This window comes from Cellulomonas telluris, assembly GCF_004886325.1.
Lineage (GTDB): Bacteria > Actinomycetota > Actinomycetes > Actinomycetales > Cellulomonadaceae > Cellulomonas > Cellulomonas telluris.
The window spans coordinates 338503-360192 of record NZ_QXFN01000005.1 but is presented as its reverse complement, the minus strand read 5'-3'; the positions used below and the strand labels follow the sequence as shown (position 1 = coordinate 360192).

At 76.4% G+C, this 21690-nt stretch carries 23 protein-coding genes; 16 read left to right on the top strand and 7 right to left on the bottom strand.

Annotated features, from left to right (window positions below; genetic code table 11):
- Positions 1-4: 4 nt before the first annotated feature.
- Positions 5-241: a hypothetical protein gene (locus FB586_RS17240; protein WP_136520564.1), complete on the bottom strand. Its 237-nt coding sequence runs from the start codon at positions 239-241 to the stop codon at positions 5-7.
- 109 nt (positions 242-350) lie between these two features.
- Positions 351-1301, bottom strand: a complete 951-nt coding sequence (locus FB586_RS17235) for a DNA-3-methyladenine glycosylase family protein (RefSeq protein ID WP_246036883.1) — start codon at positions 1299-1301, stop codon at positions 351-353.
- A 102-nt stretch (positions 1302-1403) separates the two neighbouring features.
- Here FB586_RS17235 and FB586_RS17230 point away from each other — a divergent pair, with 102 nt between their 5' ends.
- Positions 1404-1790, top strand: a complete 387-nt coding sequence (locus FB586_RS17230) for an STAS domain-containing protein (RefSeq protein ID WP_168800594.1) — start codon at positions 1404-1406, stop codon at positions 1788-1790.
- 4 nt (positions 1791-1794) lie between these two features.
- Here the strand turns inward: FB586_RS17230 and FB586_RS17225 are convergent, their stop codons facing one another.
- On the bottom strand, positions 1795-2169 hold the full coding sequence (locus FB586_RS17225) for an RNA-binding S4 domain-containing protein (protein WP_136520562.1): 375 nt from the start codon (positions 2167-2169) through the stop codon (positions 1795-1797).
- A 199-nt stretch (positions 2170-2368) separates the two neighbouring features.
- Between FB586_RS17225 and FB586_RS17220 the strand changes: the two genes are divergently transcribed.
- On the top strand, positions 2369-3553 hold the full coding sequence (locus tag FB586_RS17220; protein ID WP_136520561.1) for a GDSL-type esterase/lipase family protein: 1185 nt from the start codon (positions 2369-2371) through the stop codon (positions 3551-3553).
- A gap of 40 nt (positions 3554-3593) precedes the next feature.
- Positions 3594-4835, top strand: a complete 1242-nt coding sequence (locus tag FB586_RS17215) for an amidohydrolase (protein ID WP_136520560.1) — start codon at positions 3594-3596, stop codon at positions 4833-4835.
- Positions 4836-4963: 128 nt separating this feature from the next.
- Here FB586_RS17215 and pgi read toward each other — a convergent pair whose 3' ends face one another.
- Complete coding sequence (gene pgi, locus FB586_RS17210) at positions 4964-6646, bottom strand: glucose-6-phosphate isomerase (protein WP_136520559.1); 1683 nt, start codon at positions 6644-6646, stop codon at positions 4964-4966.
- A 142-nt stretch (positions 6647-6788) separates the two neighbouring features.
- Between pgi and FB586_RS17205 the strand changes: the two genes are divergently transcribed.
- The 8 genes from FB586_RS17205 (at position 6789) to nagB (ending at position 14958) form a co-directional block, all read left to right on the top strand.
- Positions 6789-7121 (top strand): hypothetical protein, encoded by a 333-nt coding sequence (locus FB586_RS17205; RefSeq protein WP_136520558.1) that lies wholly within the window; start codon positions 6789-6791, stop codon positions 7119-7121.
- A gap of 83 nt (positions 7122-7204) precedes the next feature.
- Positions 7205-8221, top strand: coding sequence for a PfkB family carbohydrate kinase (locus FB586_RS17200; RefSeq protein WP_136520557.1), 1017 nt, complete (start codon positions 7205-7207; stop codon positions 8219-8221).
- 396 nt (positions 8222-8617) lie between these two features.
- The gene (locus FB586_RS17195; RefSeq protein ID WP_136520556.1) at positions 8618-9793 is read left to right on the top strand and encodes an ROK family transcriptional regulator; all 1176 of its coding nucleotides are present in this window, start codon (positions 8618-8620) and stop codon (positions 9791-9793) included.
- A 123-nt stretch (positions 9794-9916) separates the two neighbouring features.
- Positions 9917-11191, top strand: coding sequence for an extracellular solute-binding protein (locus FB586_RS17190; protein ID WP_136520555.1), 1275 nt, complete (start codon positions 9917-9919; stop codon positions 11189-11191).
- 60 nt (positions 11192-11251) lie between these two features.
- Entirely contained in the window at positions 11252-12208 is a 957-nt protein-coding gene (locus FB586_RS17185; RefSeq protein ID WP_136520554.1) for a carbohydrate ABC transporter permease, read from the top strand.
- The gene (locus FB586_RS17180) at positions 12205-13137 is read left to right on the top strand and encodes a carbohydrate ABC transporter permease (RefSeq protein ID WP_246036882.1); all 933 of its coding nucleotides are present in this window, start codon (positions 12205-12207) and stop codon (positions 13135-13137) included. Before FB586_RS17185 ends, FB586_RS17180 begins: the two co-directional genes overlap by 4 nt.
- Positions 13138-13140: 3 nt before the next feature.
- Positions 13141-14175 carry an ROK family protein gene (locus FB586_RS17175; RefSeq protein WP_136520553.1) on the top strand — a complete coding sequence of 345 codons (1035 nt, stop codon included), beginning with the start codon at positions 13141-13143 and terminating at the stop codon, positions 14173-14175.
- Positions 14176-14958 carry a glucosamine-6-phosphate deaminase gene (nagB, locus tag FB586_RS17170; protein ID WP_136520552.1) on the top strand — a complete coding sequence of 261 codons (783 nt, stop codon included), beginning with the start codon at positions 14176-14178 and terminating at the stop codon, positions 14956-14958.
- Between the two features lie 61 nt (positions 14959-15019).
- Here the strand turns inward: nagB and FB586_RS17165 are convergent, their stop codons facing one another.
- The gene (locus tag FB586_RS17165; RefSeq protein WP_136520551.1) at positions 15020-15412 is read right to left on the bottom strand and encodes a GntR family transcriptional regulator; all 393 of its coding nucleotides are present in this window, start codon (positions 15410-15412) and stop codon (positions 15020-15022) included.
- Positions 15409-16380 carry a hypothetical protein gene (locus tag FB586_RS17160; protein WP_168800593.1) on the bottom strand — a complete coding sequence of 324 codons (972 nt, stop codon included), beginning with the start codon at positions 16378-16380 and terminating at the stop codon, positions 15409-15411. Before FB586_RS17160 ends, FB586_RS17165 begins: the two co-directional genes overlap by 4 nt.
- A gap of 115 nt (positions 16381-16495) precedes the next feature.
- Here FB586_RS17160 and FB586_RS17155 point away from each other — a divergent pair, with 115 nt between their 5' ends.
- From FB586_RS17155 to FB586_RS19505, 3 genes are all read left to right on the top strand, one after another.
- Positions 16496-16876, top strand: coding sequence for a DUF3039 domain-containing protein (locus FB586_RS17155; RefSeq protein WP_136520549.1), 381 nt, complete (start codon positions 16496-16498; stop codon positions 16874-16876).
- On the top strand, positions 16873-18681 hold the full coding sequence (locus FB586_RS17150) for a DEAD/DEAH box helicase (protein ID WP_136520548.1): 1809 nt from the start codon (positions 16873-16875) through the stop codon (positions 18679-18681). Before FB586_RS17155 ends, FB586_RS17150 begins: the two co-directional genes overlap by 4 nt.
- A 240-nt stretch (positions 18682-18921) precedes the next feature.
- Positions 18922-19080 (top strand): hypothetical protein, encoded by a 159-nt coding sequence (locus FB586_RS19505; RefSeq protein WP_168800592.1) that lies wholly within the window; start codon positions 18922-18924, stop codon positions 19078-19080.
- Between the two features lie 163 nt (positions 19081-19243).
- Here FB586_RS19505 and FB586_RS17145 read toward each other — a convergent pair whose 3' ends face one another.
- Positions 19244-20635, bottom strand: coding sequence for a nicotinate phosphoribosyltransferase (locus FB586_RS17145; protein WP_136520547.1), 1392 nt, complete (start codon positions 20633-20635; stop codon positions 19244-19246).
- A gap of 102 nt (positions 20636-20737) precedes the next feature.
- Here FB586_RS17145 and clpS point away from each other — a divergent pair, with 102 nt between their 5' ends.
- Both clpS and FB586_RS17135 read left to right on the top strand, forming a co-directional pair.
- A complete protein-coding gene (clpS, locus tag FB586_RS17140; protein ID WP_187697887.1) occupies positions 20738-21034 on the top strand; it encodes an ATP-dependent Clp protease adapter ClpS in 297 nt (98 codons plus the stop codon).
- On the top strand, positions 21034-21684 hold the full coding sequence (locus FB586_RS17135; RefSeq protein ID WP_136520546.1) for a DUF2017 family protein: 651 nt from the start codon (positions 21034-21036) through the stop codon (positions 21682-21684). Before clpS ends, FB586_RS17135 begins: the two co-directional genes overlap by 1 nt.
- Positions 21685-21690 lie beyond the last annotated feature (6 nt).

Below are 21690 nucleotides of genomic sequence, written 5' to 3'. Positions count from 1 at the left end.
GGCGTCAGCGGCCGCGGTTCTCGAGCGCGGGCAGGATCGTCGTCGGGATCGCGTACGCGAGCCCGAACGTGAGGATGCCGGCCGTGCCGATGAGGATGCCGGCGAGCCCCTCGGTGTCGAAGCCCCACGCGATGAGCGCGAACGAGCCGAGGAACAGCACGAGCGCGAGGACGCCGCTCGCGGCCCGGCTCGGCGCCTCCGGCGGTGCGTCGTCGTGCCGGCCGTGGGTGTCGTACGCCATGGGTTCCTCCTGCTCGTGAGCCGCGGTCCGCCCGCGGCGCGCACCAGTATCCCCGGCCCCGGCGGGGTCCGGCATCCCGGCGCCGCGGCAGCGCCCGCGTCGGCCCAGCTCAGCGCAGCGGGGCGGCCCGCGGGGCGCGCGGCCCGTACGCGGGCATGCGTGCCCGGTAGGCGAGCTCGAGGAGCACGAGGACGCGCTGACGGTGCCCCCGCCACGGCTCGAGCAGGCGCAGCATGCCCGCGTCGTCCGCGCGGCGGCCGGTCAGCGCCCAGCCGACCAGGTGGGGCAGGTGCGCGTCCCCGACGGAGACGGCGTCGGCGTCGCCGAGCGCGCGCGACGTCACCTCGGCGACGGTCCACGGGCCGATCCCGCGCACCGTGAGCAGCCGCCGCCCCAGCTCGTCGGGCGTCAGCGCCGCCGTGAACGCGTGCGCGACCTGCGCGGCCCGCCGCACCGTGTCCGACCGCTGCGCGTCGACGCCGGCGCGCCGCCACTCCCAGACCGGCATCGCGACCCAGTCCGCCGGCGGCGGCGCGACGCGCAGGCCGGCCGGGACGGGCCCGGGTGCGGGCGTGCCGTGCGTCGCGACGAGCCGGCGCCAGGACGCCTTGGCGTCCGCCGCGACGACCCGCTGCTCGAGCACGGCCGTCACGACGGTCTCCCACACGTCGCCGCTGCGGGCCAGGCGGACGCCGGCATGCGCGCGCCGGGCGCGCGCGACCGCGGGGTGCAGGTGGTCGGGGAACCCGCGGCAGTCGTCCATCAGCCCGAGCAGCCCCGGGACGTCGGCCAGCGCCTGCCGGGCGCCCGCGCCCCACGCGTCGGCGCGCACGTCCCCGCCGCCGGCGCGGCGCAGCCGGACGGTCGCCGTGCCGGCCGGGCGGCGCACGGCGTGCCAGACCGAGCCGTCGGGCGACCGCGACCACGTGGGGTCGCCCGGCCCGCGGCGCAGCCGTCCGACCGTGCGGGCGACGTCGACGTCCGGCGGCACGGGCAGCACGGCGTGCAGGTCGCCCGTCGCCGCGGGGTCCGCGGGGACGAGGGGTGGGGCGGTCGGCACGTCACCAGGATGCACCCCGCCGCCGACGCCCCCCGTCGGGCCGGCGCGCGGGACCGGCGGGTCGCGGTCGCCGACCGCGCGCTGTGCGTGCAGACTGCCGCCGTGGTCCGGCTCCCCGACGGTGAGGACGCACCCGGCGTCGAGCGCGCCGGGCGCCTCGTCGTGCAGCGCGACGGCGGCACGCTGCGCGTCGTCCTGCACGGCGCCGTCGACCTGCAGGTGCGGGAGGCGGACGCCCCCGCGCTGTGGCCGCACCTGGACGACCCGGACCTCGCCGTCGTCCTGGTCGACGCCGCCGACGTGACGTTCCTCGACTCCAGCGGCCTGTCGGTCGTCGTGCGGCTGGTCCGGGACGCCGCCGAGCGCGCCGTGCCGGTGCACCTGGAGGCGCTCTCCCGCCCCGTGGAGGAGTTGCTCGACCAGACCGGCGTGCGGGCGTGGATGGACGACCTGGCGGAGTCGTCCCCGCGCCGCAGCGCGGAGCGCTGACGGCCTAGCGGCCGCGCAGCCGGTCGATCTCGCGGCGCTCGCGCTTGGTCGGGCGCCCCGCCCCGCGGTCGCGGACCCCGGCGACCGCGACCTGCTCGCGCGGGACCGGCGCGGGGGAGCGGTCCAGGTAGGACGCCCGCGCGACCTCGGCGGACACGCGCTTGACCAGCAGCCGCTCGACGACGACCTTGCGCTCGCGGGCACCGCCGCGCACGACGACCTCGTCCCCGGGGACGACCTGCGTCGCCGGCTTCGCGCGCTCGCCGTTGACCCGCACGTGCCCCGCACGGCACGCGGCGCCGGCGGCGGACCGGGTCGGGAACAGACGGACGGCCCACGTCCAGGCGTCGACGCGCACGCGCCCCTGGGGCTCCGCCATCGCCCGTCCTCCTCCCGGCCGCCCGCGTCCGCGGACCGTCCCAGCCTGCCACGCCCGGGCACCGGCCCCCTTGTGCGGCGCCGCAGCAGGCCCCGCGCGCTGGTGAAACGCTTCGACGATGCCGCGGCACCGCTCGGGAGGGCCAGGCTGCCCGGGGGCCGGCACGGCGGCGGTCCCGTCCTGCGCCGAAGGAGCCCCGATGCCGACCCGTTCCCTGCCCCGCCTCGCCGGGGCCGCCTGCGCCCTCGCGACCGCGTTCGTGCTGACCGGCCTCGTCCTCGCGACGGGCGGCGCCGTGCCGCCCGCGTCGGCCGCCGCCCCCGCCGCCGCGGCCACGGCGGCTCCGGTGCGCGTCATGGCGCTCGGGGACTCCATCACCGGCAACCCCGGGTGCTGGCGCGCGCTGCTGCACCGCGACCTGACGGCCGCCGGGCACGCGGTCGACATGGTCGGCTCGCTGCCGGCGCACGGCTGCGGGATCGCCCACGACGGCGACAACGAGGGCCACGGCGGCGCGCTCGTGACGGACGTCGCCGCCTCGGGCCGGGCCGCGGCGTGGTTCGCGGCGGCGCGCCCGCAGGTCGTCCTGCTGCACTTCGCCACGAACGACGTGTGGAGCGCACGCACCCCCGCGCAGGTGCTCGACGCGTGGACGACGCTGCTGCGCCAGGCGCGCGCGGTCGACCCCCGGGTCGTGCTCGTGGTCGCGCAGATCGTCCCCGTGGCGCCGCCCACCTGCGGCGAGTGCCCCGAGCGCACGCGCGCCCTCAACGCGCAGGTGCCAGCGTGGGCGGCCGCGCAGTCGACCGCCGCGTCCCCCGTGCTCGTCGTCGACCAGTGGACGGGATGGGACGCCGCCCGCGACACCGGGGACGGCGTGCACCCGAACGACGCGGGCTTCGCGCGCATGGCGGCGGCCTGGTACCCGGCCGTCGTGCAGGCGCTGCGCCTCGTCCCGGGGCAGGTCACGACGCCCGTCCCGACGACGCCCGCCCCCACGACGCCCGCCCCGACGACGTCCGCCCCCACGACGCCCGTCCCGACGACTCCCGCCCCCACGCCCACCCCCTCCGCGACGGCGCCGTCACCGGCCGACGAGGGCTGCCGCGCCACGACCACCGTGCAGAGCACCTGGCCGGGCGGCTGGGTCGCGACCGTCCGGGTCACCGCCGGGGACGCGCCGATCCGGGGGTGGCGGGTGCAGCTCGTCGGCGGGCTCGTGCCGTCGGTGGCGCACGTGTGGAACGCGACCTTCGACGGCGGGTCGTTCACGAACGCGCCGTGGAACGGCGCTCTCGCCGCCGGCGCCGCCACCGAGCTCGGCTACCAGGGCCGGGACGCCCTGCGCACGCCGCGCCTGCGGTGCGTGGCCACCACCGGCTGAGGTACGGGACGCCTCCCGAGGCGGACGTACGGTGGTCGGCATGAGCTCTGCCACCACCGTCCGTCCGTCCGTCGTCGCGATCACCGGCGGGTACGTGGTGCCCGTCGTCGGCCCGCCGCTCGAGGGCGGCACCGTGCTCGTCGAGGACGGGCGCATCACGGCCGTCGGCACGGACGTGGCGGTGCCCGCCGGGGCGCGCGTCGTCGACGCGACCGGCCGCTGGGTGCTGCCCGGGTTCGTCGAGGGGCACGGCCACGTCGGCCTGCACGAGGAGGGCGAGGGCGTCGCGGGCAACGACACCAACGAGATGACCGTGCCGAACGCCGCTGCCGTGCGTGCGGTCGACGCGATCAACGTCGACGACGAGGGGTTCCGCGACGCGCTGTCGGGCGGCGTGACGTCGGTCGTCGTCAAGCCCGGGTCGGGCAACCCGATCGGCGGGCAGTCGGTGGCCATGAAGACGTGGGGCGGGCGGACCGTCGACGAGCAGGTCATCGCGGCCTCCGTCTCGGTGAAGTCCGCGCTGGGGGAGAACCCGAAGCGGGTGTACGGCGAGCGCAAGCAGCTGCCGTCGACGCGACTGGGCACCGCCCTGGTCATCCGCGAGGCGTTCGCGAAGGCGCGGCACTACGCGGCCGCGCGCGCCGCCGCCGAGCGCAAGGGCGAGCCGTTCGCGCCCGACCTCGCGCTCGAGACGCTCGCGCGCGTGCTCGACGGCGAGCTCGTGTGGGACCAGCACGCGCACCGGCACGACGACATCGCCACCGCGCTGCGCCTCGCGGACGAGTTCGGCTACCGGCTCGTCCTCAACCATGGCACCGAGGGGCACAAGCTCGCCGACGTGCTGGCCGAGCGGGACGTCCCGGTGATCTTCGGGCCGATGTTCACGAGCCGGTCCAAGGTCGAGCTGCGCGACCGGTCGATCGCGCACCTCGCGGCCATCGCCGCGGCGGGCGTGCGCGTCGCGATCACCACCGACCACCCGGTCGTGCCGATCAACTTCCTCGTGCACCAGGCGACCCTCGCGGTGAAGGAGGGGCTGCCGCGGCAGACCGCGCTCGAGGCGCTCACGGTCAACCCGGCGTCGTTCTTCGGGCTCGAGGGGCGCATCGGTGCGCTGGAGCCGGGCCGCGACGGCGACGTCGTGATCTGGTCCGGCGACCCGCTCGACGTGCACGCGCGCGTCGAGCACGTGCTCATCGAGGGCCGCACCGTCTACACCTGGGACGCCGAGGCCCGCGTCGCCCGCGTCGTGGAGCGCGCCGAGCGGTTCGCGTCCTGACGCCGGCGCCGGGCCCCGTCACCCGGCCCAGCTCACCCGGCTCACCCGGCCCGCCACGCCGGCACCCGCACACGCCGACGGCGCCGCCCCCGCGGGGACGGCGCCGTCGGCGCACCGGGGGAGCGGCGTCAGCGGCGCAGCTCCAGGTAGCGGGCGATGAGCGCGCGCGTCGACGGGTCCTGCGCCTCGAGCGCCGCCGTGTCGCCCTCGACCGCGGGGGCGATCTCCATCGCGAGCTTCTTGCCGAGCTCGACGCCCCACTGGTCGAACGAGTCGATGCCCCACACGACGCCCTGCGCGAACGTGATGTGCTCGTACAGCGCGATGAGCTGGCCGACCACCGACGGCGTCAGCGCCGGCGCGAGGATCGACGTCGTCGGCCGGTTCCCCGAGAACACGCGCGCCGGGACGATCTCCTCGGCCGTGCCCTCGGCGCGCACCTCGTCCGCGGTCTTGCCGAACGCGAGCGCCTTCGTCTGCGCGAAGAAGTTCGCGAGGAACAGGCCGTGCACGTCGGTGTCGCCGTCGCGCAGCGGGTAGGCCGGGTTCGCCACGGCGATGAAGTCGGCCGGGATCAGGCGCGTGCCCTGGTGGATGAGCTGGTAGAACGCGTGCTGGCCGTTGGTGCCGGGCTCGCCCCAGAACACCTCGCCGGTCTGGGTCGTCACCGGCGTGCCGTCCCAGCGCACCGACTTGCCGTTCGACTCCATCGTCAGCTGCTGCAGGTACGCCGGGAAGCGGTGCAGCTGCTGGGCGTACGGCAGCACGGCGTGCGTGTGCGCGCCGAGGAAGTTGACGTACCAGACGTTGAGCAGGCCCATGAGGAAGGGCACGTTCTGCGCCAGGGGAGCGGTGCGGGTGTGCTCGTCCACCGCGTGGAAGCCCTCGAGCAGCTCGCCGAACGCGTCCGGCCCGATCGCGATCGCCAGGGACGTGCCGATCGCGGAGTCGACCGAGTAGCGCCCGCCGACCCAGTCCCAGAAGCCGAAGGCGTTCGCGGGGTCGATGCCGAAGTCCGCGACCTTGTCGAGCGCGGTCGACACGGCCACGAAGTGCTTCGCCACGGCCTCGCGGCGTGCGTCGTCGGAGTCCTCGAGGTGCCCGGCGGCGGCGAGCCGCTCCCACAGCCACTGGCGAGCCAGCCGCGCGTTCGTCAGCGTCTCCAGCGTCGTGAACGTCTTCGACGCGACGACGAACAGCGTCGTCGCCGGGTCGAGGTCCGCCGTCTTCTGCGCCATGTCGGTCGGGTCGATGTTCGACACGAACCGCACCTCGAGGCCGTCCTGCACGTACGGCTCGAGCGCCTCGTAGACCATCACGGGGCCGAGGTCGGACCCGCCGATGCCGATGTTGACGACGGTGCGCACGCGCTCGCCCGTCACGCCCGTCCACTCGCCCGAGCGCACCTGCTCGGCGAACGCGGACACCCGGCCGAGCACCTCCTGCACGTCGTCGTCGACCTGCTGGCCGTCCACCACGAGCGGCGGCTCGGCGTCCGCCGGGCGGCGCAGCGCCGTGTGCAGCACCGCACGGTCCTCGGTCACGTTGATGTGCTCGCCCGCGAGCATCGCGGCGAAGCGGTCGGCCAGGTGCACCTCCTCGCCGAGGCGCACGAGCAGGGCCAGCGTCTCGTCGGTGACGAGGTTCTTCGACAGGTCGACCGTGAGGTCCGCGAGCCCGAACGTGAGGCGGCTCGCGCGCTCCGGGTCGGCGGCGAACCAGCCGCGCAGGTCCGGGCGGAGGGTGCTCTCGTGCTCCGAGAGGGCCTGCCAGGCGCTCGTGGTCGTCGGGTCGATGGGCGGCGTGGGCACGGGAGCCTCCGGTGCGTGGGTCGGACGTGCGAGGGCCGGCGCGCGCGCCGCGGCGCGCGCGACGGGCGGCCACCGCCCACCGTAGTGACGCCGTGCGCCCGGTCGCACGGGACGTCCGGCCGCGCGTGCCTACAGTGGCCGTATGACCCGCCTGCCCGTCTGGCTCGTCGCCGCCGCGACCCTCGTCCTCGGCTTCGCGCTCGCGCAGGGCACGGGCGTGCGGGCGCTCGGGGGCGCGGTCCTGCTCGCCGGGGGCGCGTGGTGCGCGTGGCGTGCCGTGCGGGCCGCGGGACGGGTGCCGGCGGTCGTCGTGCTGCTCGTGGCCGTCGCCGCGTTCGTCCTGTCGCACGTCGCGGCGGAGGTGCTCGGGCCGTGGCCGTCGGTGCTCCTCGCGGCGGCCGTGCTCGCCGCGACCGCGTGGGCGCTCGTGGACCGCCGCGGTGCGCGGCGCCCGGCCGTCACCGCGCGCCGGTAGGGAGGGCGGGCCCGTGGACGCGGGTCCGGGACGCGCGTCCGGCGCGGTGTGCGCGCTCCCGCGAGCGCTGCGACGATGACGTCGTGGCGACGGGGACGGGGCGGGGCGGCGGCCGGCTGGTCTGCTGCGGGCTGAGCACGCTGGACGTGCAGCAGACCGTGGAGCGGCTGCCCGGCCCGGACGAGAAGGTCGTGGCGCAGGACCTCGACGTGACGTTCGGGGGCCCGGCCGCGAACGCCGCGGCCGTCGCGGTCGCCCTGGGCGTGCCGACGCGCCTGGTCACCGCGCTGGGCGCGGGACCCCTCGCCGACGTCGCGCGGGCCGGCCTCGAGGCCGCGGGCGTCGAGGTCGTCGACCTCGCCGCGGGGCGCCCCGACGTGCTGCCGGTCTCGACCGTGCTCGTCACCCGCGCCACGGGGGCACGGGCCGTGGCGTCCGTGAACGGCGCGCGGGTGGGCGACCTCGCTGCCGCGGCCGACGTGGCGGCCCTGGTCGCGGACGCGTCCGCCGTGCTGGTCGACGGGCACCTCGTGGGCGTCGCGACGCCGCTCGCGGCCGCCGCCCGTGCGCGCGGCGTGCCGGTCCTGCTCGACGGCGGGAGCTGGAAGCCCGGGACCGAGGCGCTCCTGGCGCACGTCGAGCTGGCCGTGCTCTCGGCGGACTTCGCGGTGCCGGACGGGCCGCCGGGGCAGGGCCGGTCGGGTGCGGGGTCCGGTGGCGACGGCGGGGGAGCCGGGGCCGCGAGCGGGGGAGCGGGGACCGACGGCGTCGACGTCCTCCTGGACGCGGTGGCGGCGCACGGGCCGCGGTTCGTCGCGCGCTCGGCCGGCCCGGGACCGGTGCGGGTGCGCGCCGCGACCGCCGGCGGCGACGGGGTGCACCGCACCGTCGTGCGTCCGGCGCGGCTCGTGCCGGGTGCGGTCGTCGACACGCTGGGTGCGGGCGACGTGCTGCACGGTGCGATGGCGGCGGCGCTGGCCCGCGGGGCCTCCTCGCTCGTCGCGCTCGCCGAGGGCGTGCGCTGCGCGACGCTGTCGGTCGAGCACCGCGGCGCCCGCGGGTGGCTGGCCGCGGTCCGGTCGGCGCCCCGCGCGGGCTGACCGGGGACGCGCCGGTCGACCGGCGGCGCGGCGCGGCCGGCCGCCGCCGCCCTGCGGTCGGCGCCACCAGGCGGACCACCGGTCGGCGGCTGACGTGCCGCTGCGGGCCGACGCCGGCCGCCCGGCGCCCGTCCGGCGCCCGCGGCGATCTCGACGTGCGGGACGCGAGGCGCGCGAACCGCGTGTGCGCGCGGTCGGACGGGAGCCGGAGCGCACGGACACGCGTGTCGCCCCTCGTCCCGTCCGCGGTCCGGACGACGGCGTGCCGCCCCCTGCCAGGCCTCCGGAGGGCCCGTCGGGGCGCCGTGCTACGAAGGTGTGAACCGGCGGTCACGATGTGATCACGGTCACGACACCTCCTTGACGCGCTTTTGTAAGGAAGGTCTACTAACAAACGTGACCACGACGACGCGGCCCGGCACGACGGCCCCGAACCCGGCGCGCCGGGGCCTGCGGGCGACGGCCAAGGTGCTCCCCGAGCACGCCCGGGCGCACAACCGCTCGCTCGTCCTCGGCCACCTGTTCCACGAGGGCCCGTCGTCCCGCGCCGACATCGCCCGCAGCACCGGCCTGACCCGGGTCACCGTGTCCGACCTCGTCGCGGCCCTGCTGGGCGAGGGGCTCGTCGCCGAGCTCGGCGTCCGGGCCGAGGGACGCGTCGGCAAGCCCGCGACGCTCGTCGGGCTGCGGTCCGCCGACCACCACGTCGTCACCGTCGACCTCACCGACGACGAGACCGTGCACGGCGCCGTCATGACGCTCGACGGCGAGGTCGTCACCCGCGCCCACGAGCCCAGCGCCGGCACGACCGGCCCCGAGGCGGTCGACCTGGTCGAGGACGTGTGCCGCCGCCTGCTGGACGCGACGCAGCAGCCGGTCGTCGGCGTCGGCATCTCCTCGCCGGGCGTCATCGACGACGCCGGCGTCGTCCTCGAGGCGCCGAACCGCGGCTGGTTCGACGTGCCCCTGGCGGCGCGCCTGACCGACGCCCTCGGCCTGCCCGTGCACGTCGCGAACGACGCCAACACGCGTGCGCTCGGGGAGTACACCTTCGGTGGTGCCGACCCCAGCACGATGATCCTCACCGTCGGCCAGGGCGTCGGCGCCGGGCTGCTCGTCGACGGCGCGCTCGTGCGCGGCCGCGGGCACGCCGCCGGCGAGATCGGTCACGTCACCGTCGTCGACGACCAGACCGCCGGCGAGGACGCGCTGCCGTGCGCGTGCGGCCGCACCGGCTGCCTCGAGACCGTGCTGAGCGCACCGGCCCTGCGCCGGCGCGTCGCCGGTCTCGACCCCCAGGACTCCGACGCCGCCCTGGCGTCGGTCGGACGGATGCTCGGGCGCGCCCTGGCCCCCGTCGTCAGCGCGCTGAACCTCGCGGAGGTCCTGCTCTCCGGCCCGCCGGAGCTGCTGGACGGTCCTCTGCGGGAGGCGGCGCTCGTCACCGTGCGCAGCCGCACCATGCCCGTCATCGGGCAGGACCTGCGTCTGCGCGCGGCCACCCTCGACGAGGACGCGGCGCTCGCGGGCGCCGCCGTGCTCGTCCTGTCCGGTCAGCTCGGGATCACCTGACGCTCCCGGGCCGCCAGGCCGGCCCGGGGTCATGGCACGACCCCGGACCAGCCCTTTCAGGTCGGCAGCTACCCCCGGCGTCGTCGGCGTGACGACCGCCTCGCTCATGGGAGGAACTCCAACGTGAAGATCCTACGTTTCGCGGCCGCCGGGCTCGCGGCGGCGCTCACGCTCACCGCGTGCTCGTCCGGCTCGGCCGGCGGCACCACCGACAGCACGGACGGGGGCTCGGAGGGGGCCGAGATCCGCGTCTGGCTGGTCGGCACCGACACGCCCGACGAGGCGCGCACGTACCTCAAGGAGACGTTCGAGGAGCAGAACCCGGGCTCGACGCTGGTCGTGCAGGAGCAGGCCTGGGACGGTCTGGTCGACAAGCTGACGACGTCGCTGTCCGGCTCGGACAGCCCGGACGTCGTCGAGGTCGGCAACACGCAGGCGCCCACCTTCACCTCGTCGGGCTTCTTCGCGCCGCTCGACGACATCGCCGAGGACCTCGGCGGCGACGACCTGCTGCCCGGGTTCGTCGAGTCCGGCACGTGGGACGGGACGTTCTACGCGGCCCCGTACTACGCCGGCTCGCGCGTGGTCTTCTACAGCCAGCAGGTCCTCGGGGACACCCCGGTGCCGACGACGCTCGACGAGTACGTCGCCGCCGCCAAGGCCGCCACGACCGACACGCACTCGGGCGTCTGGTTCCCGGGGCAGGACTGGTACAACATGCTGCCCTTCGTCTGGGAGAACGGCGGCTTCATCGCCGAGCAGGACGGCGAGGAGTGGAAGGCCGGCTTCTCGTCCGAGGGCGGCATCGCGGGCCTGCAGCAGGTCCAGGACCTGTTCCAGAACGCGTCGAAGGCGCCCAAGGACGGCGACGAGACGAACCTGCAGGTGCCGTTCTGCGAGGGGACGACGACGTTCCTCTCGGCGCCGAGCTGGATCAAGTGGTCGATCCTCGCGGAGGCCGACGCGGACGTGCCGGGCTGCCCGGAGACCTTCGGCGCCGACCTGCACGCGTTCCCGCTGCCGGGCAAGGACGGCGGCGCCGCCCAGGTCTTCGCGGGCGGGTCGAACGTCGCGGTCGCGGCCAAGTCGGCGAACCCCGACCTGGCCAAGGAGGCCCTGACGATCATGCTCTCGGACGAGTACCAGACGATCCTCGCCGAGAACGGCCTCATCCCCGCCAAGGTGTCGCTCGCCGACGCCCTGCCCGACGACGAGATCACGGCGGCCGCCGCGGCCGCCGCGGCCAACGCCCGCCTGACGCCCGCCACGCCGCGCTGGGGCGACGTCGAGGCGCAGAAGGTGATCCAGGACGCGCTCGTCCGCATCGCGCAGGGCGAGGACGTGACCGCGGTCGCCGAGGACCTCGACAGCACGATCGAGTCGATCCTCAACGGCTGATCACGTGCGCCGGGCCCCGCTCCGAGCGAGCGGGGCCCGGCGCCGGCGGGAAGGACCCCCATGAGCTCCACGACGCTCCCCGCGGCGCCGCCGTCGGCGGCACCGGCCCCCCGCGCGTCGCGCGCGATCACCCCGGCCCGGCTCCTGCCGTGGCTCCTGCTGGCCCCGAGCCTCGCCGCGCTGCTGGTCGTCACCGGCTGGCCGCTGGTGCGGATGCTGTGGCTGTCGTTCCACGAGTACGAGCGGGCCCAGCTCATGGGCGTGCCGGCGCCGTGGGTCGGCGTGCAGAACTACGTCGACACCCTCACCGACCCCCGCTTCTGGACGGTCACGCTGCGCAGCTTCGGCCTCATGGTCGCCTGCGTCGTCCTGACGATCACGCTCGGCACGCTCGTCGCGCTGCTGCTCATGCGGCTCGGCCGGGTCATGCGGCTCGTGCTGTCGGTCGGGCTGCTGCTCGCGTGGGCCATGCCGCCCCTGGCGGCGATGCTCGTGTGGGGGTGGATGTTCGACACCCGCTACGGCGTCGTCAACCACACGCTCACGCGCCTGACGGGGACGAGCTGGATGGGCCACCCGTGGCTGATCGAGCCGCTGCAGTTCTTCGCGGTCGCCACGCTCGTCATCGTGTGGGGCGCCATCCCGTTCGTCGCGTTCACGCTCTACGCCGGCCTCACGCAGGTCCCGCAGGAGGTGCTGGAGGCCGCCCAGATCGACGGCGCCGGGGCGCGCAAGCGCTTCTTCCGCATCCAGGTGCCGTACGTGCGGGCGATCTACACCGTGCTGATCGTGCTCTCGATGATCTGGGACCTGAAGGTGTTCACGCAGATCTTCGTGCTGCAGGGCATCGGCGGGGTCAAGTCCCAGACCAGCACGCTCGGCGTCTACATCTACGAGATGGGCATGGCGCAGGGCCACTACGGCGCAGCGAGCGCCATCGCCGTCGTGTTCACGGTGATCATGCTCGTGATCTCCGCCTACTACGTGCGCGCGACCGTCAAGGAGGAGGAGCTGTGAGCATCGCCGCCGCCGGCGCCGCGCCGGCCGTCAGCGCGGACGCGCGCCCCGTCGCCGTGCCCGCCGTCGTCGCCCCCCGCCGCCGCTCGCGCCGGCGCCGCGCGTCGTCCTGGGGCTGGGGCGTCGTCGCCGTGCTCGTCGCGGCCGCCTTCGCGTTCCCGGTCTACTGGATGGTCAACACGTCGCTGCTGCCGACGAACGAGATCATCGGCCCGCGCGTGCACTTCTGGCCGGACCAGCTCACGCTGCGCAACTACGAGACGGCGATCTTCGACCAGGTGCGCGCGCCGTTCCTGCCCGCGCTCGGCACGTCGCTGACCGTGACGTTCCTCGTGCTCGTCGCGTCCATGCTGTTCGCGTTCGCCGGGGCGCTGGCCGTGACCCGGTTCCGGTTCCGGGGGCGTCGCGCCTTCGTGCTGTCGATCCTCGTCGTCCAGATGATCCCGGGCGAGGCGATGATGATCAGCATCTTCCAGCTCGTCGACGGGTGGCGGCTGCTCAACACCGTCGTGGGGCTGGGGATCGTCTACCTCGCCGGCGTCCTGCCGTTCACGCTGTGGACGCTGCGCGGGTTCGTCAACGGCGTGCCGGTCGAGCTCGAGGAGGCCGCGATGATCGACGGCTGCTCGCGCGGCCGCGCGTTCTGGCGGGTGACGTTCCCGCTGCTCGCGCCCGGGCTGGTGTCCACCGGGGTGTTCGCGTTCCTGCAGGCCTGGAACGAGTTCATGATGGCGCTCATCATCATGACCCGGCCCGAGCAGATGACCCTGCCCGTGTGGCTGCGCACGTTCCAGCAGGCGACGAGGGCGACCGACTGGGGCGCCCTCATGGCGGGCTCCGTGCTGGTGGCCGTGCCCGTGATCGTCTTCTTCCTGATCGTGCAGGGGCGGATGACCGGCGGGCTCGTGTCCGGAGCGGTCAAGGGCTGAGCCATGGAGACCACCACGCTCGGTGCCGCCGGCGCACCGGCGACGACCACGGCCGCCCCCGACGGCGTGCGCGACGGCTCCCGTGACGCGCGCGCGCCCGGGTGGTCCGTCGGCGTCGACGTCGGCGGCACGAAGGTCCTCGCGGTGCTGCTCGACCCCGAGGGCCGCGTCGTGCGCTCCCACCGGGCGCCGACCGTCCCGGGCCCGGACGGGCTCCTCGACGCGGTGACGACGGCGACGCGCTCGCTCACCGTCGCGCACGGCCTGCCGCTCGAGCGGCTCGCCGGGGTCGGGATCGGGGTGCCCGGTGTCGTCGACCCCGTCACGGGCACCGTCGAGCACGCGGTGAACGTCGGTGTCGCGTCGCCGTTCGCGCTGGCCGCGGCGGCGTCGGCCGTCCTCGGCGCCCGCACGCCCGTGCGCGTCGAGAACGACCTCAACGCCGCGGTCCTCGGTGCGGCGCACGCGGTGCCCGACCCGGACCACCCCGGCGACGCGCGCGACCTCGCGTTCCTCGCGCTGGGCACCGGCGTCGCCGCCGGGCTCCTGCTGGGCGGGAGCCTGCGCCGCGGGACGCACCGGGCCGCGGGGGAGATCGGGCACCTGACGCTCGTACCCGGGGGGCTGTCCTGCACGTGCGGTCAGCGCGGGTGCGCGGAGCAGTACGCCTCGGGCAGCGCGATCGACGCCGCGTGGCCGTCCCCCGACGGGCGGCCCGCCCCCGCGGTGCTGTTCGAGGCGGCGGCCGCGGGCGACCCCGACGCGGTGCGCGTCCGGGACCGGTACGCCTGGGCGGTCGGCGCCTGCGTGCGGGTCCTCGTGCTCACGTGCGACGTGGACCGCGTCGTCGTCGGCGGCGGGGTCAGCGGGGTGGGGGAGCCGCTGCTCGCGGCGGTCCGCGCCGCGCTCGACGCCGAGGCGGCGGCGTCCCCGTTCCTCGCGTCGCTGCGGCTGGCCGACCGGGTACGGCTCGCGCCGGCCGGCGTGCCGGTCGGCGCGGTCGGTGCTGCGCTGGTGGGACGCGGGGAGGTGGTCTGAGTGGAGGTCGTCATCGCACCGGCGCCGGAGCTCGCGCGGCTGGCGGCGGACGCCGTGCAGCGCCTGCTGGAGGCGCGGCCCACGGCGGTGCTGGGGCTCGCGACCGGGTCGAGCCCGCTCGCGGTGTACGACGAGCTCGCCCGCCGGCACGAGCAGGAGGGGCTGTCGTTCGCCCGCGCGCGGGCGTTCCTGCTCGACGAGTACGTCGGGCTGCCGGCCGACCACCCCGAGCGGTACCGGACGGTGATCGAGCGGGAGGTGGTCTCGCGCGTCGACCTCGACCCGGACCGGGTGCTGGGGCCCGACGGCCTGGCCGACGACCTGCCCGCCGCCTGCGCCGCGTACGAGCGCGCCATCGCCGACGCCGGCGGGGTCGACCTGCAGCTGCTCGGCATCGGCACCGACGGCCACGTGGCGTTCAACGAGCCGGGCTCGTCGCTCGCGTCGCGCACGCGCGTGAAGACGCTCACCCGGCAGACCCGCGAGGACAACGCCCGGTTCTTCGACGGGGACGTCGACGCCGTGCCCACGCACTGCCTGACGCAGGGGCTCGCGACGATCCTGTCGGCGCGGCACCTCGTGCTGCTGGCGCAGGGCCGCGGCAAGGCGGAGGCGGTGCACCAGCTCGTGGAGGGTCCGGTGAGCGCGATGTGGCCGGCCACCGTGCTGCAGATGCACCCGCACGTCTCGGTGCTCGTCGACGAGCCGGCGGCGAGCCGGCTGCAGCTCGCCGGGTACTACCGGGAGACGTGGGCGTCGAAGCCGGTGTGGCAGGGGCTCTGAGGCGGTCGGGCGCGCGCGTGCCGCGTCCGGGCGGTGCCAGGCGCTGCGGGCGCGGGCGGCGTCAGCGCGCGGCCGTCGCGGGGGCGCCGGGTGGTGCGAGCAGGACGCCGCGCACGAGGTCGAGCGCCTCCTCCGGCGTGAGGCCGGCCGCGCGGGCGGCCTCGGCGTAGGCGACGGCGGCGGCGTGGGGCGCGGCGTCGGCGGGCGCCACCCCCGCCGCGACGAGGGTGCCCGCGCGCCGGCGCGTCACGACGACGCCGCCCGCCTCGAGCTCGCGGAACGCGCGCGCCACCGTGCCGGGGGCCACGCCGAGGTCGGTCGCGAGTGCGCGGATCGTCGGCAGCCGGTCACCGGGGCGCAGCCGCCCGGCGGCGACGTGCGCGACGACCTGGGCGCGCACCTGCTCGTAGACCGGGACACCGGAGTCGAGGTCGACCTCGAGCTGGACGCTCACGGCAGCGTCGTGGCAGGGGCGACGGGGACGACGGGCGCGCCGGCGTCGCGTGCGGCGCGGTGCAGCGCGAGCGCCGCGACGACGAGCGACGCGAACCCGACGAGCAGCCCGGCGACCGCGGCCGCCGTGCCCGCGGCGACCGCCCCCGGCAGGCTCAGCGCGTACCGCTCGCCGTCGATGCCGTACTCGTGCGCCCGGCCGGCGATGCGCAGGGTCGCTCCGCCCACCGCCAGCACTCCGGCGAGCGTGCCGCCGAGCACGAGCTGCGTGCCGGCGAGCACGCGTCGCGCGGACGCGCGCCGCAGCCGTGCGTCGTCGTCCTCGGTGGTGGCGGCGACGACGGGACGTGCGGCGACGAGCCGCAGCACGCCCTCGCCGGCGGCGAGGACGACCAGCGCGGCGGCCGCGAGCGGCACGCCGTACACCCACCCGGGGTAGGGGCCCGCGCCGCCGACGTGCCCGGGTGCGTAGGTGACCGCGACCGACCGGGCGTCCGGTGCGGCGGTCAGGCCGAACACGAGCACCGCGACCACGAGCCCGCCCACCCACCCCCACGTGAGCCGGCGCAGGGCGGGTGGCGCGACGTCGCGCACGTGCCGGGGACGCAGGGGTGCGCGGCGCAGCGTCCCGGCCGGACGCGGCCACGTCCGCTCGCCGATCGCCGCCACCAGCAGGAACGCGAGCCCCGCCGCGGCCGGGACGCACCCCAGCAGCAGGCCCTGCCACCTCCCCGGCGAGGCGAGCGCCGGCGCCGCGAGGGTGACGACGAGCAGTGCGCCCCACGCCAGGGCGGCGACGACGCCGCCGTGCCGCCGCGCGTGCCGGTACGCGGCCGGCGCGTGCTCGACGTCCACCGCCCCCGGGGGCCCTCCCGGCGCGGGGGCGGCGGCGGCGAGCCTCACCGCGACGGTGAGCCCGAGCCCGAGCCCGAGCAGCGCGACGAGCACGAGCAGCAGGTAGTGCGACATCCCGACCTCCTGTGTCAATGTGCCGTAACATTGATACACAACACGGTCGCGCGTCAAGCGGCACGAGGGCGTCCGCGCCCGCGGGGTGTCGGGCCCGGCACGTACGATGGAGGCCATGAGTGACCCCACCCCGCCGCCCACCGGTCCTGACGACCCGTTCGGCCCGGACACCCGCGGGGCGACGTCGGTCCTCGAGCGCGAGGAGACCACCGAGCAGGTCGAGCCCGGCGACCACGAGCGCTTCGCGCACTACGTGCGCAAGGAGAAGATCATGGAGTCGGCCATGACCGGCCGGCCCGTGATCGCGCTGTGCGGGAAGGTCTGGGTGCCCGGTCGCGACCCGAACAAGTTCCCGGTCTGCCCGGTCTGCAAGGAGATCTACGAGGGTCTGCGCGAGCCGCAGGACGGCGAGGGCGACTCCGGCTCGGGCGGCGGTGGGGGCCGCGGCTTCTTCGGCTTCGGGCGGGGCAAGGGCTCCGGCTCGGGCGGCGCGTGAGCGCCGGACGCCGCCCCGCCGTCACCCACACCCCGCAGCACCCCTCGTCGTCGGCAGCGTCGCAGCTGCCGCCGGCGTTCCCGGCGCGTGCGCCGTGGGGTGCGGCCGGGAGCCTGCGGGCCTGGCAGGCGGAGGCGCTCGAGCTGTACCGCGAGCGGTCGCCGCGCGACTTCCTCGCGGTGGCCACGCCCGGTGCGGGCAAGACGACGTTCGCCCTGCGGATCGCGACCGAGCTGCTCGAGGCGCGCGTCGTGCGCCGCGTCACGGTGGTCGCACCGACGGAGCACCTGAAGAAGCAGTGGGCGGACGCCGCGGCGCGCGTCGGCATCCGCCTCGACCCGCGGTTCAGCAACGCCCAGGGCCGGCACGGCGCCGGGTACGACGGCGTCGCCGTGACGTACGCGCAGGTCGCGAGCAAGCCCGCGCTGCACGCGGCGCGCACGGGAGCCGAGCGCACGCTCGTCATCCTCGACGAGGTGCACCACGGCGGCGACGCCCTGTCGTGGGGCGACGCCGTCCGGGAGGCGTTCGAGGGCGCCACCCGGCGCCTCGCGCTCACCGGCACGCCGTTCCGCTCGGACACCGCGCCGATCCCGTTCGTCACCTACGCGCCGGACGCGCAGGGCATCCGCCGGTCCCTGGCGGACTACACGTACGGCTACGGGGACGCGCTGCGCGACCACGTGGTGCGCCCGGTGCTGTTCATGTCGTACTCGGGGTCCATGCGCTGGCGCACCCGTGCCGGCGACGAGATCGCCGCACGGCTCGGCGAGCCGCTGACCAAGGACATGACCGCGCAGGCGTGGCGCACGGCGCTCGACCCCAACGGCGAGTGGATCCCGTCGGTGATCACGGCGGCGGACCGCCGGCTCACCGAGGTCCGCCGGACGGTCCCCGACGCGGGCGCGATGATCATCGCGACCGACCAGACCGACGCCCGCGCCTACGCAGGCCACATCGCCCGCCTGACGGGGGAGTCCGCGACCGTCGTCCTGTCGGACGACGACGGCGCGAGCGATCGCATCGAGGAGTTCGCCGCCGGCGACTCCCGGTGGCTCGTGGCGGTCCGGATGGTCTCCGAGGGCGTGGACGTGCCGCGCCTCGCGGTCGGCGTCTACGCCACGAGCACCGCGACGCCGCTGTTCTTCGCCCAGGCCGTCGGGCGGTTCGTGCGCGCCCGGCGCCGCGGCGAGACCGCCACGGTGTTCCTGCCGAGCGTGCCGCAGCTGCTCGAGCTGGCCTCGACGATGGAGGTCGAGCGCGACCACGCGCTCGACAGGCCGACGAAGGACGACGCCGACCCCGAGGCGGCGCTGCTCGCCGAGGCGGCGCGCGACCGCTCGGGGCCCGACGCGGTCGGGCAGGACGGCGTCGCGGGCTCGTTCGAGGCGCTCGAGGCGCAGGCGTCCTTCGACCGCGTGCTGTTCGACGGCGGCGAGTTCGGCACGGGCGCGGAGGTGGGCTCGGAGGAGGAGCTCGACTTCCTCGGCCTGCCGGGCCTGCTGGACGCCGACCAGGTCGCGACCCTGCTGCGGCAGCGGCAGGCCGACCAGCAGGGCGCCCGCAGGGCCCGCGCGCAGGCCGCCGAGCCGCCGCCCGAGATGGACCACCGCCAGCAGGCGGAGCTGCGCAAGGAGCTCGCGCAGCTCGTCGGGGCCTGGGCACGGCGCAGCGGGCAGCCGCACGCCACGGTGCACGCCGAGCTGCGCCGGCGCTGCGGCGGCCCCGAGGTCGCACTGGCCGCGCCGGAGCAGCTGCAGGCGCGCGTGGCGATGCTCCGGGGCTGGTTCGTCGGCCGTCGCTGACGGTCCGATCGCTCCGGTCTCACATGCCGGACGATGAGACGGGGATGAGACCGCAGGTCAGCGCGCTGGACACCTGCCCACATAGCAGGAGGTCTTGACACCGCAAGTCGAACGTTCCGGGTGCCGAACCGGCCGTCGGGTGCCAGGCTCTTCACCGTGACAAAGCGGACCCGGGCCCTCCGGGTCCACCGCACACGGAGCCCGGTGGCCACGGTCGCCGGCACAGAAAGAGGTGTCCACATGCCTGCATGGCTCATCCTCATCCTCGTCGGCGTCGTCCTGCTGATCCTCGGTGTCGCCGGGATCGGGGAGTTCCTCATCTGGATCGGCGCCATCGTGCTCGTCGTGAGCCTGATCCTCGGCCTCGTCGGCCGCGGCCGGGGGCGCGCGAGGATCTGAGCACCGCCGCTCCGCCGCCCGACCGCGTCGGCGCGGACGTGAGCGGGCGCGGTCGGCACCCCCCCGCCGACCGCGACGGACACCGGGCCGGGACGCCACGTGCGTCCCGGCCCGCGTCGTGCCCGGGGTCGCCGCGCCGCCGCTCGGGGCCGGCGCGGGGCCGTCAGCCCAGCTGCAGCTCGACCGTCGGCACGGCCGCCTCGTCCGCCGACAGGCGGCGGGCGCCGCGGGGGAGCTCGTCCCGGGAGGCCCGGTGGCGGCGGACCGCGGCACGGACGCCGTCGGCACCCGTCGTCCCCGGCAGGACCTCCCCGTCCACGACCAGCGGCACGTGCAGCGGCCGCAGGTCGGGGCTCGGCTCGCGGCGCTGCGCGTCCGCCCACGCCACGACGGCGTCCTCGGGGCCGGTGACCAGCACCTCCTCGACGGCACGCCCGTCGCCGTCGAGCCGCCGCGCCGCGGACTTGCGCCCGCCGAGGCTCGTCTTCGACCGGGACGCCTTCGCCACGGGCCGCATCTCGCCCGACGCGTCCTCGCGCGCCACGAGCTTGTAGACCATGCCGCACGTCGGCGCGCCCGAGCCCGTGACGAGCGAGGTCCCGACCCCGTAGGAGTCGACCGGGGCGACGGCCAGTGAGGCGATCGCGTGCTCGTCCAGGTCCGACGTCACGACGATCTTCGTGTCCCGGGCCCCGGCGGCGTCGAGCTGCGCGCGCACCTCGTGCGCGAGCACCGCCAGGTCCCCCGAGTCGAGGCGGACGGCGCCCAGGCCCGTGCCGGCGGCCGCGAGCGCGTTCTCCACGCCCCGCCGCACGTCGTAGGTGTCGACCAGCAGGGTCGTCCCCGTGCCCTGGGAGGCGACCTGGGACGCGAACGCGGACGGCTCGTCGTCGTGCAGCAGCGTGTACGCGTGGGCGGCCGTGCCGATCGTCGGCAGGCCGTAGCGGCGGCCGGCCTCGAGGTTGCTCGTCGCGGCGAACCCGGCGACGACGGCCGCGCGCGCGGCGGCCACGGCGGCCTGCTCGTGCGCCCGGCGCGCGCCCATCTCGAGGCACGGGCGGTCCACCGCGGCGCTCGTCATGCGCGACGCGGCGGACGCGACCGCCGAGTCGTAGTTGAGGACCGACAGCACGAGCGTCTCGAGCAGGACCGCCTCGGCGAAGGTGCCCTCGACGACCAGCACCGGGGAGGACGGGAAGAACATCTCGCCCTCGGCGTACCCGACCGCGGACCCCGTGAAGCGGTAGCCCGCGAGGAAGTCGAGCGTCGCGTCGTCCACGACCCGCTCGTGGGCGAGCCAGTCGAGCTCCGCCGTGCCGAAGCGGAACGTCTCCAGCGCCTCCAGGACCCGCCCCGTGCCCGCGAGCACGCCGTACCGGCGCCCGTGCGGCAGCCGCCGGCTGAACACCTCGAAGACGCACCGGCGGTGCGCGGTGCCGTCGGCGAGCGCCGCCTGGAGCATCGTCAGCTCGTAGCGGTCGGTCAGCAGGGCGGTGCTGGCGGCCGTGGCGGCGGCCGGGGGCGCGACGGCGTCGCGCTCACGCGTGTCGGTCATGGCGTCAACGTAGACGCGGGTCGCCCCGCGCACACGCGCGCAGGTCGTCTCGGGTGACGTGCGGGGTCCGGGGGCGTCGGCCCGCCCACCTACAGTGGGGGCGTGCCCGCCCCGACCGCTGTGCCCGACACGACCGTCGAGGCCGACGAGGCCACCGGCGTCGCGGACGCCTGGGTGACGATCGTGTGGAACGACCCCGTGAACCTCATGTCCTACGTGACCTACGTCTTCCAGACGTACTTCCGCTACCCGCGCGAGAAGGCCGAGCGCCTCATGCGGCAGGTGCACGAGGAGGGGCGCGCCGTGGTGTCCACCGGCAACCGCGAGGCCATGGAGGTCGACGTCCAGGCGATGCACTCCTACGGGCTGTGGGCCACCCTCCAGCGCGGGGGCGAGTGATGCGCGCGTTCCGCCGGCAGAAGGGCCGGTACGTCGCGCGCCTCGACGCCGGCGAGCGTGCCGTGGTGGCGTCGGTCGTCGCGGACGTCGCCGAGCTGCTCGGGGCGGGGCGGTTCGAGGACGGGCCGCCGCCGGCGGCCGGCCCCGGGGCGGCACCCGGGGACGCCACCCCGGGTGGTCCGTGGAGCGTGCGGACCGCGCCCCTGCCGCCGCCCGACGACCCGGCCGTGCGCCGTCTGCTGCCCGACGCCTCGCGGGACGACCCGGAGGTCGCCGCCGAGTTCCGCCGCCTCACCGAGGACGACCTGCGCGCACGCAAGGTCGCACGCCTGCGGAGCCTGTGGACGGCGCTCGTGCACGGCGAGCCCGGCTGGCCCGAGGACGCGCTCGTCGTCGCGCCCACGTCCGCGGACGACGTCGCGGCGACCCTCACGGACCTGCGGCTGGTCCTCGCGGACCGCCTCGACCTGCGCACCGACGCCGACTCCGAGGCGCTGTACGACGGCCTGGCCACCGCGCCCGAGGACGACGTGCGCACGTACCTGGCGTCCGTCTACGGCGCCCTGTCCTGGCTGCAGGAGTCCCTGCTCGCTGTGATGCTGGCCGCACACGAGGAGCACCGGCCGGGCGGCGGACGCTCCGGCGACTAGTCTCGG

Bases quoted from the DNA above. Each gene is read 5' to 3' on its own strand.
- FB586_RS17155 (WP_136520549.1), top strand. From the start codon at position 16,496: ATGAGTGACCCCACCCCGCCGCCCACCGGTCCTGACGACCCGTTCGGC.
- FB586_RS17240 (WP_136520564.1), bottom strand. From the start codon at position 241: ATGGCGTACGACACCCACGGCCGGCACGACGACGCACCGCCGGAGGCG.
- FB586_RS17160 (WP_168800593.1), bottom strand. From the start codon at position 16,380: ATGTCGCACTACCTGCTGCTCGTGCTCGTCGCGCTGCTCGGGCTCGGG.
- FB586_RS17215 (WP_136520560.1), top strand. From the start codon at position 3,594: ATGAGCTCTGCCACCACCGTCCGTCCGTCCGTCGTCGCGATCACCGGC.
- FB586_RS17145 (WP_136520547.1), bottom strand. From the start codon at position 20,635: ATGACCGACACGCGTGAGCGCGACGCCGTCGCGCCCCCGGCCGCCGCC.
- FB586_RS17135 (WP_136520546.1), top strand. From the start codon at position 21,034: ATGCGCGCGTTCCGCCGGCAGAAGGGCCGGTACGTCGCGCGCCTCGAC.
- FB586_RS19505 (WP_168800592.1), top strand. From the start codon at position 18,922: ATGCCTGCATGGCTCATCCTCATCCTCGTCGGCGTCGTCCTGCTGATC.
- FB586_RS17205 (WP_136520558.1), top strand. From the start codon at position 6,789: ATGACCCGCCTGCCCGTCTGGCTCGTCGCCGCCGCGACCCTCGTCCTC.
- FB586_RS17225 (WP_136520562.1), bottom strand. From the start codon at position 2,169: ATGGCGGAGCCCCAGGGGCGCGTGCGCGTCGACGCCTGGACGTGGGCC.
- FB586_RS17175 (WP_136520553.1), top strand. From the start codon at position 13,141: ATGGAGACCACCACGCTCGGTGCCGCCGGCGCACCGGCGACGACCACG.
- FB586_RS17220 (WP_136520561.1), top strand. From the start codon at position 2,369: ATGCCGACCCGTTCCCTGCCCCGCCTCGCCGGGGCCGCCTGCGCCCTC.
- FB586_RS17185 (WP_136520554.1), top strand. From the start codon at position 11,252: ATGAGCTCCACGACGCTCCCCGCGGCGCCGCCGTCGGCGGCACCGGCC.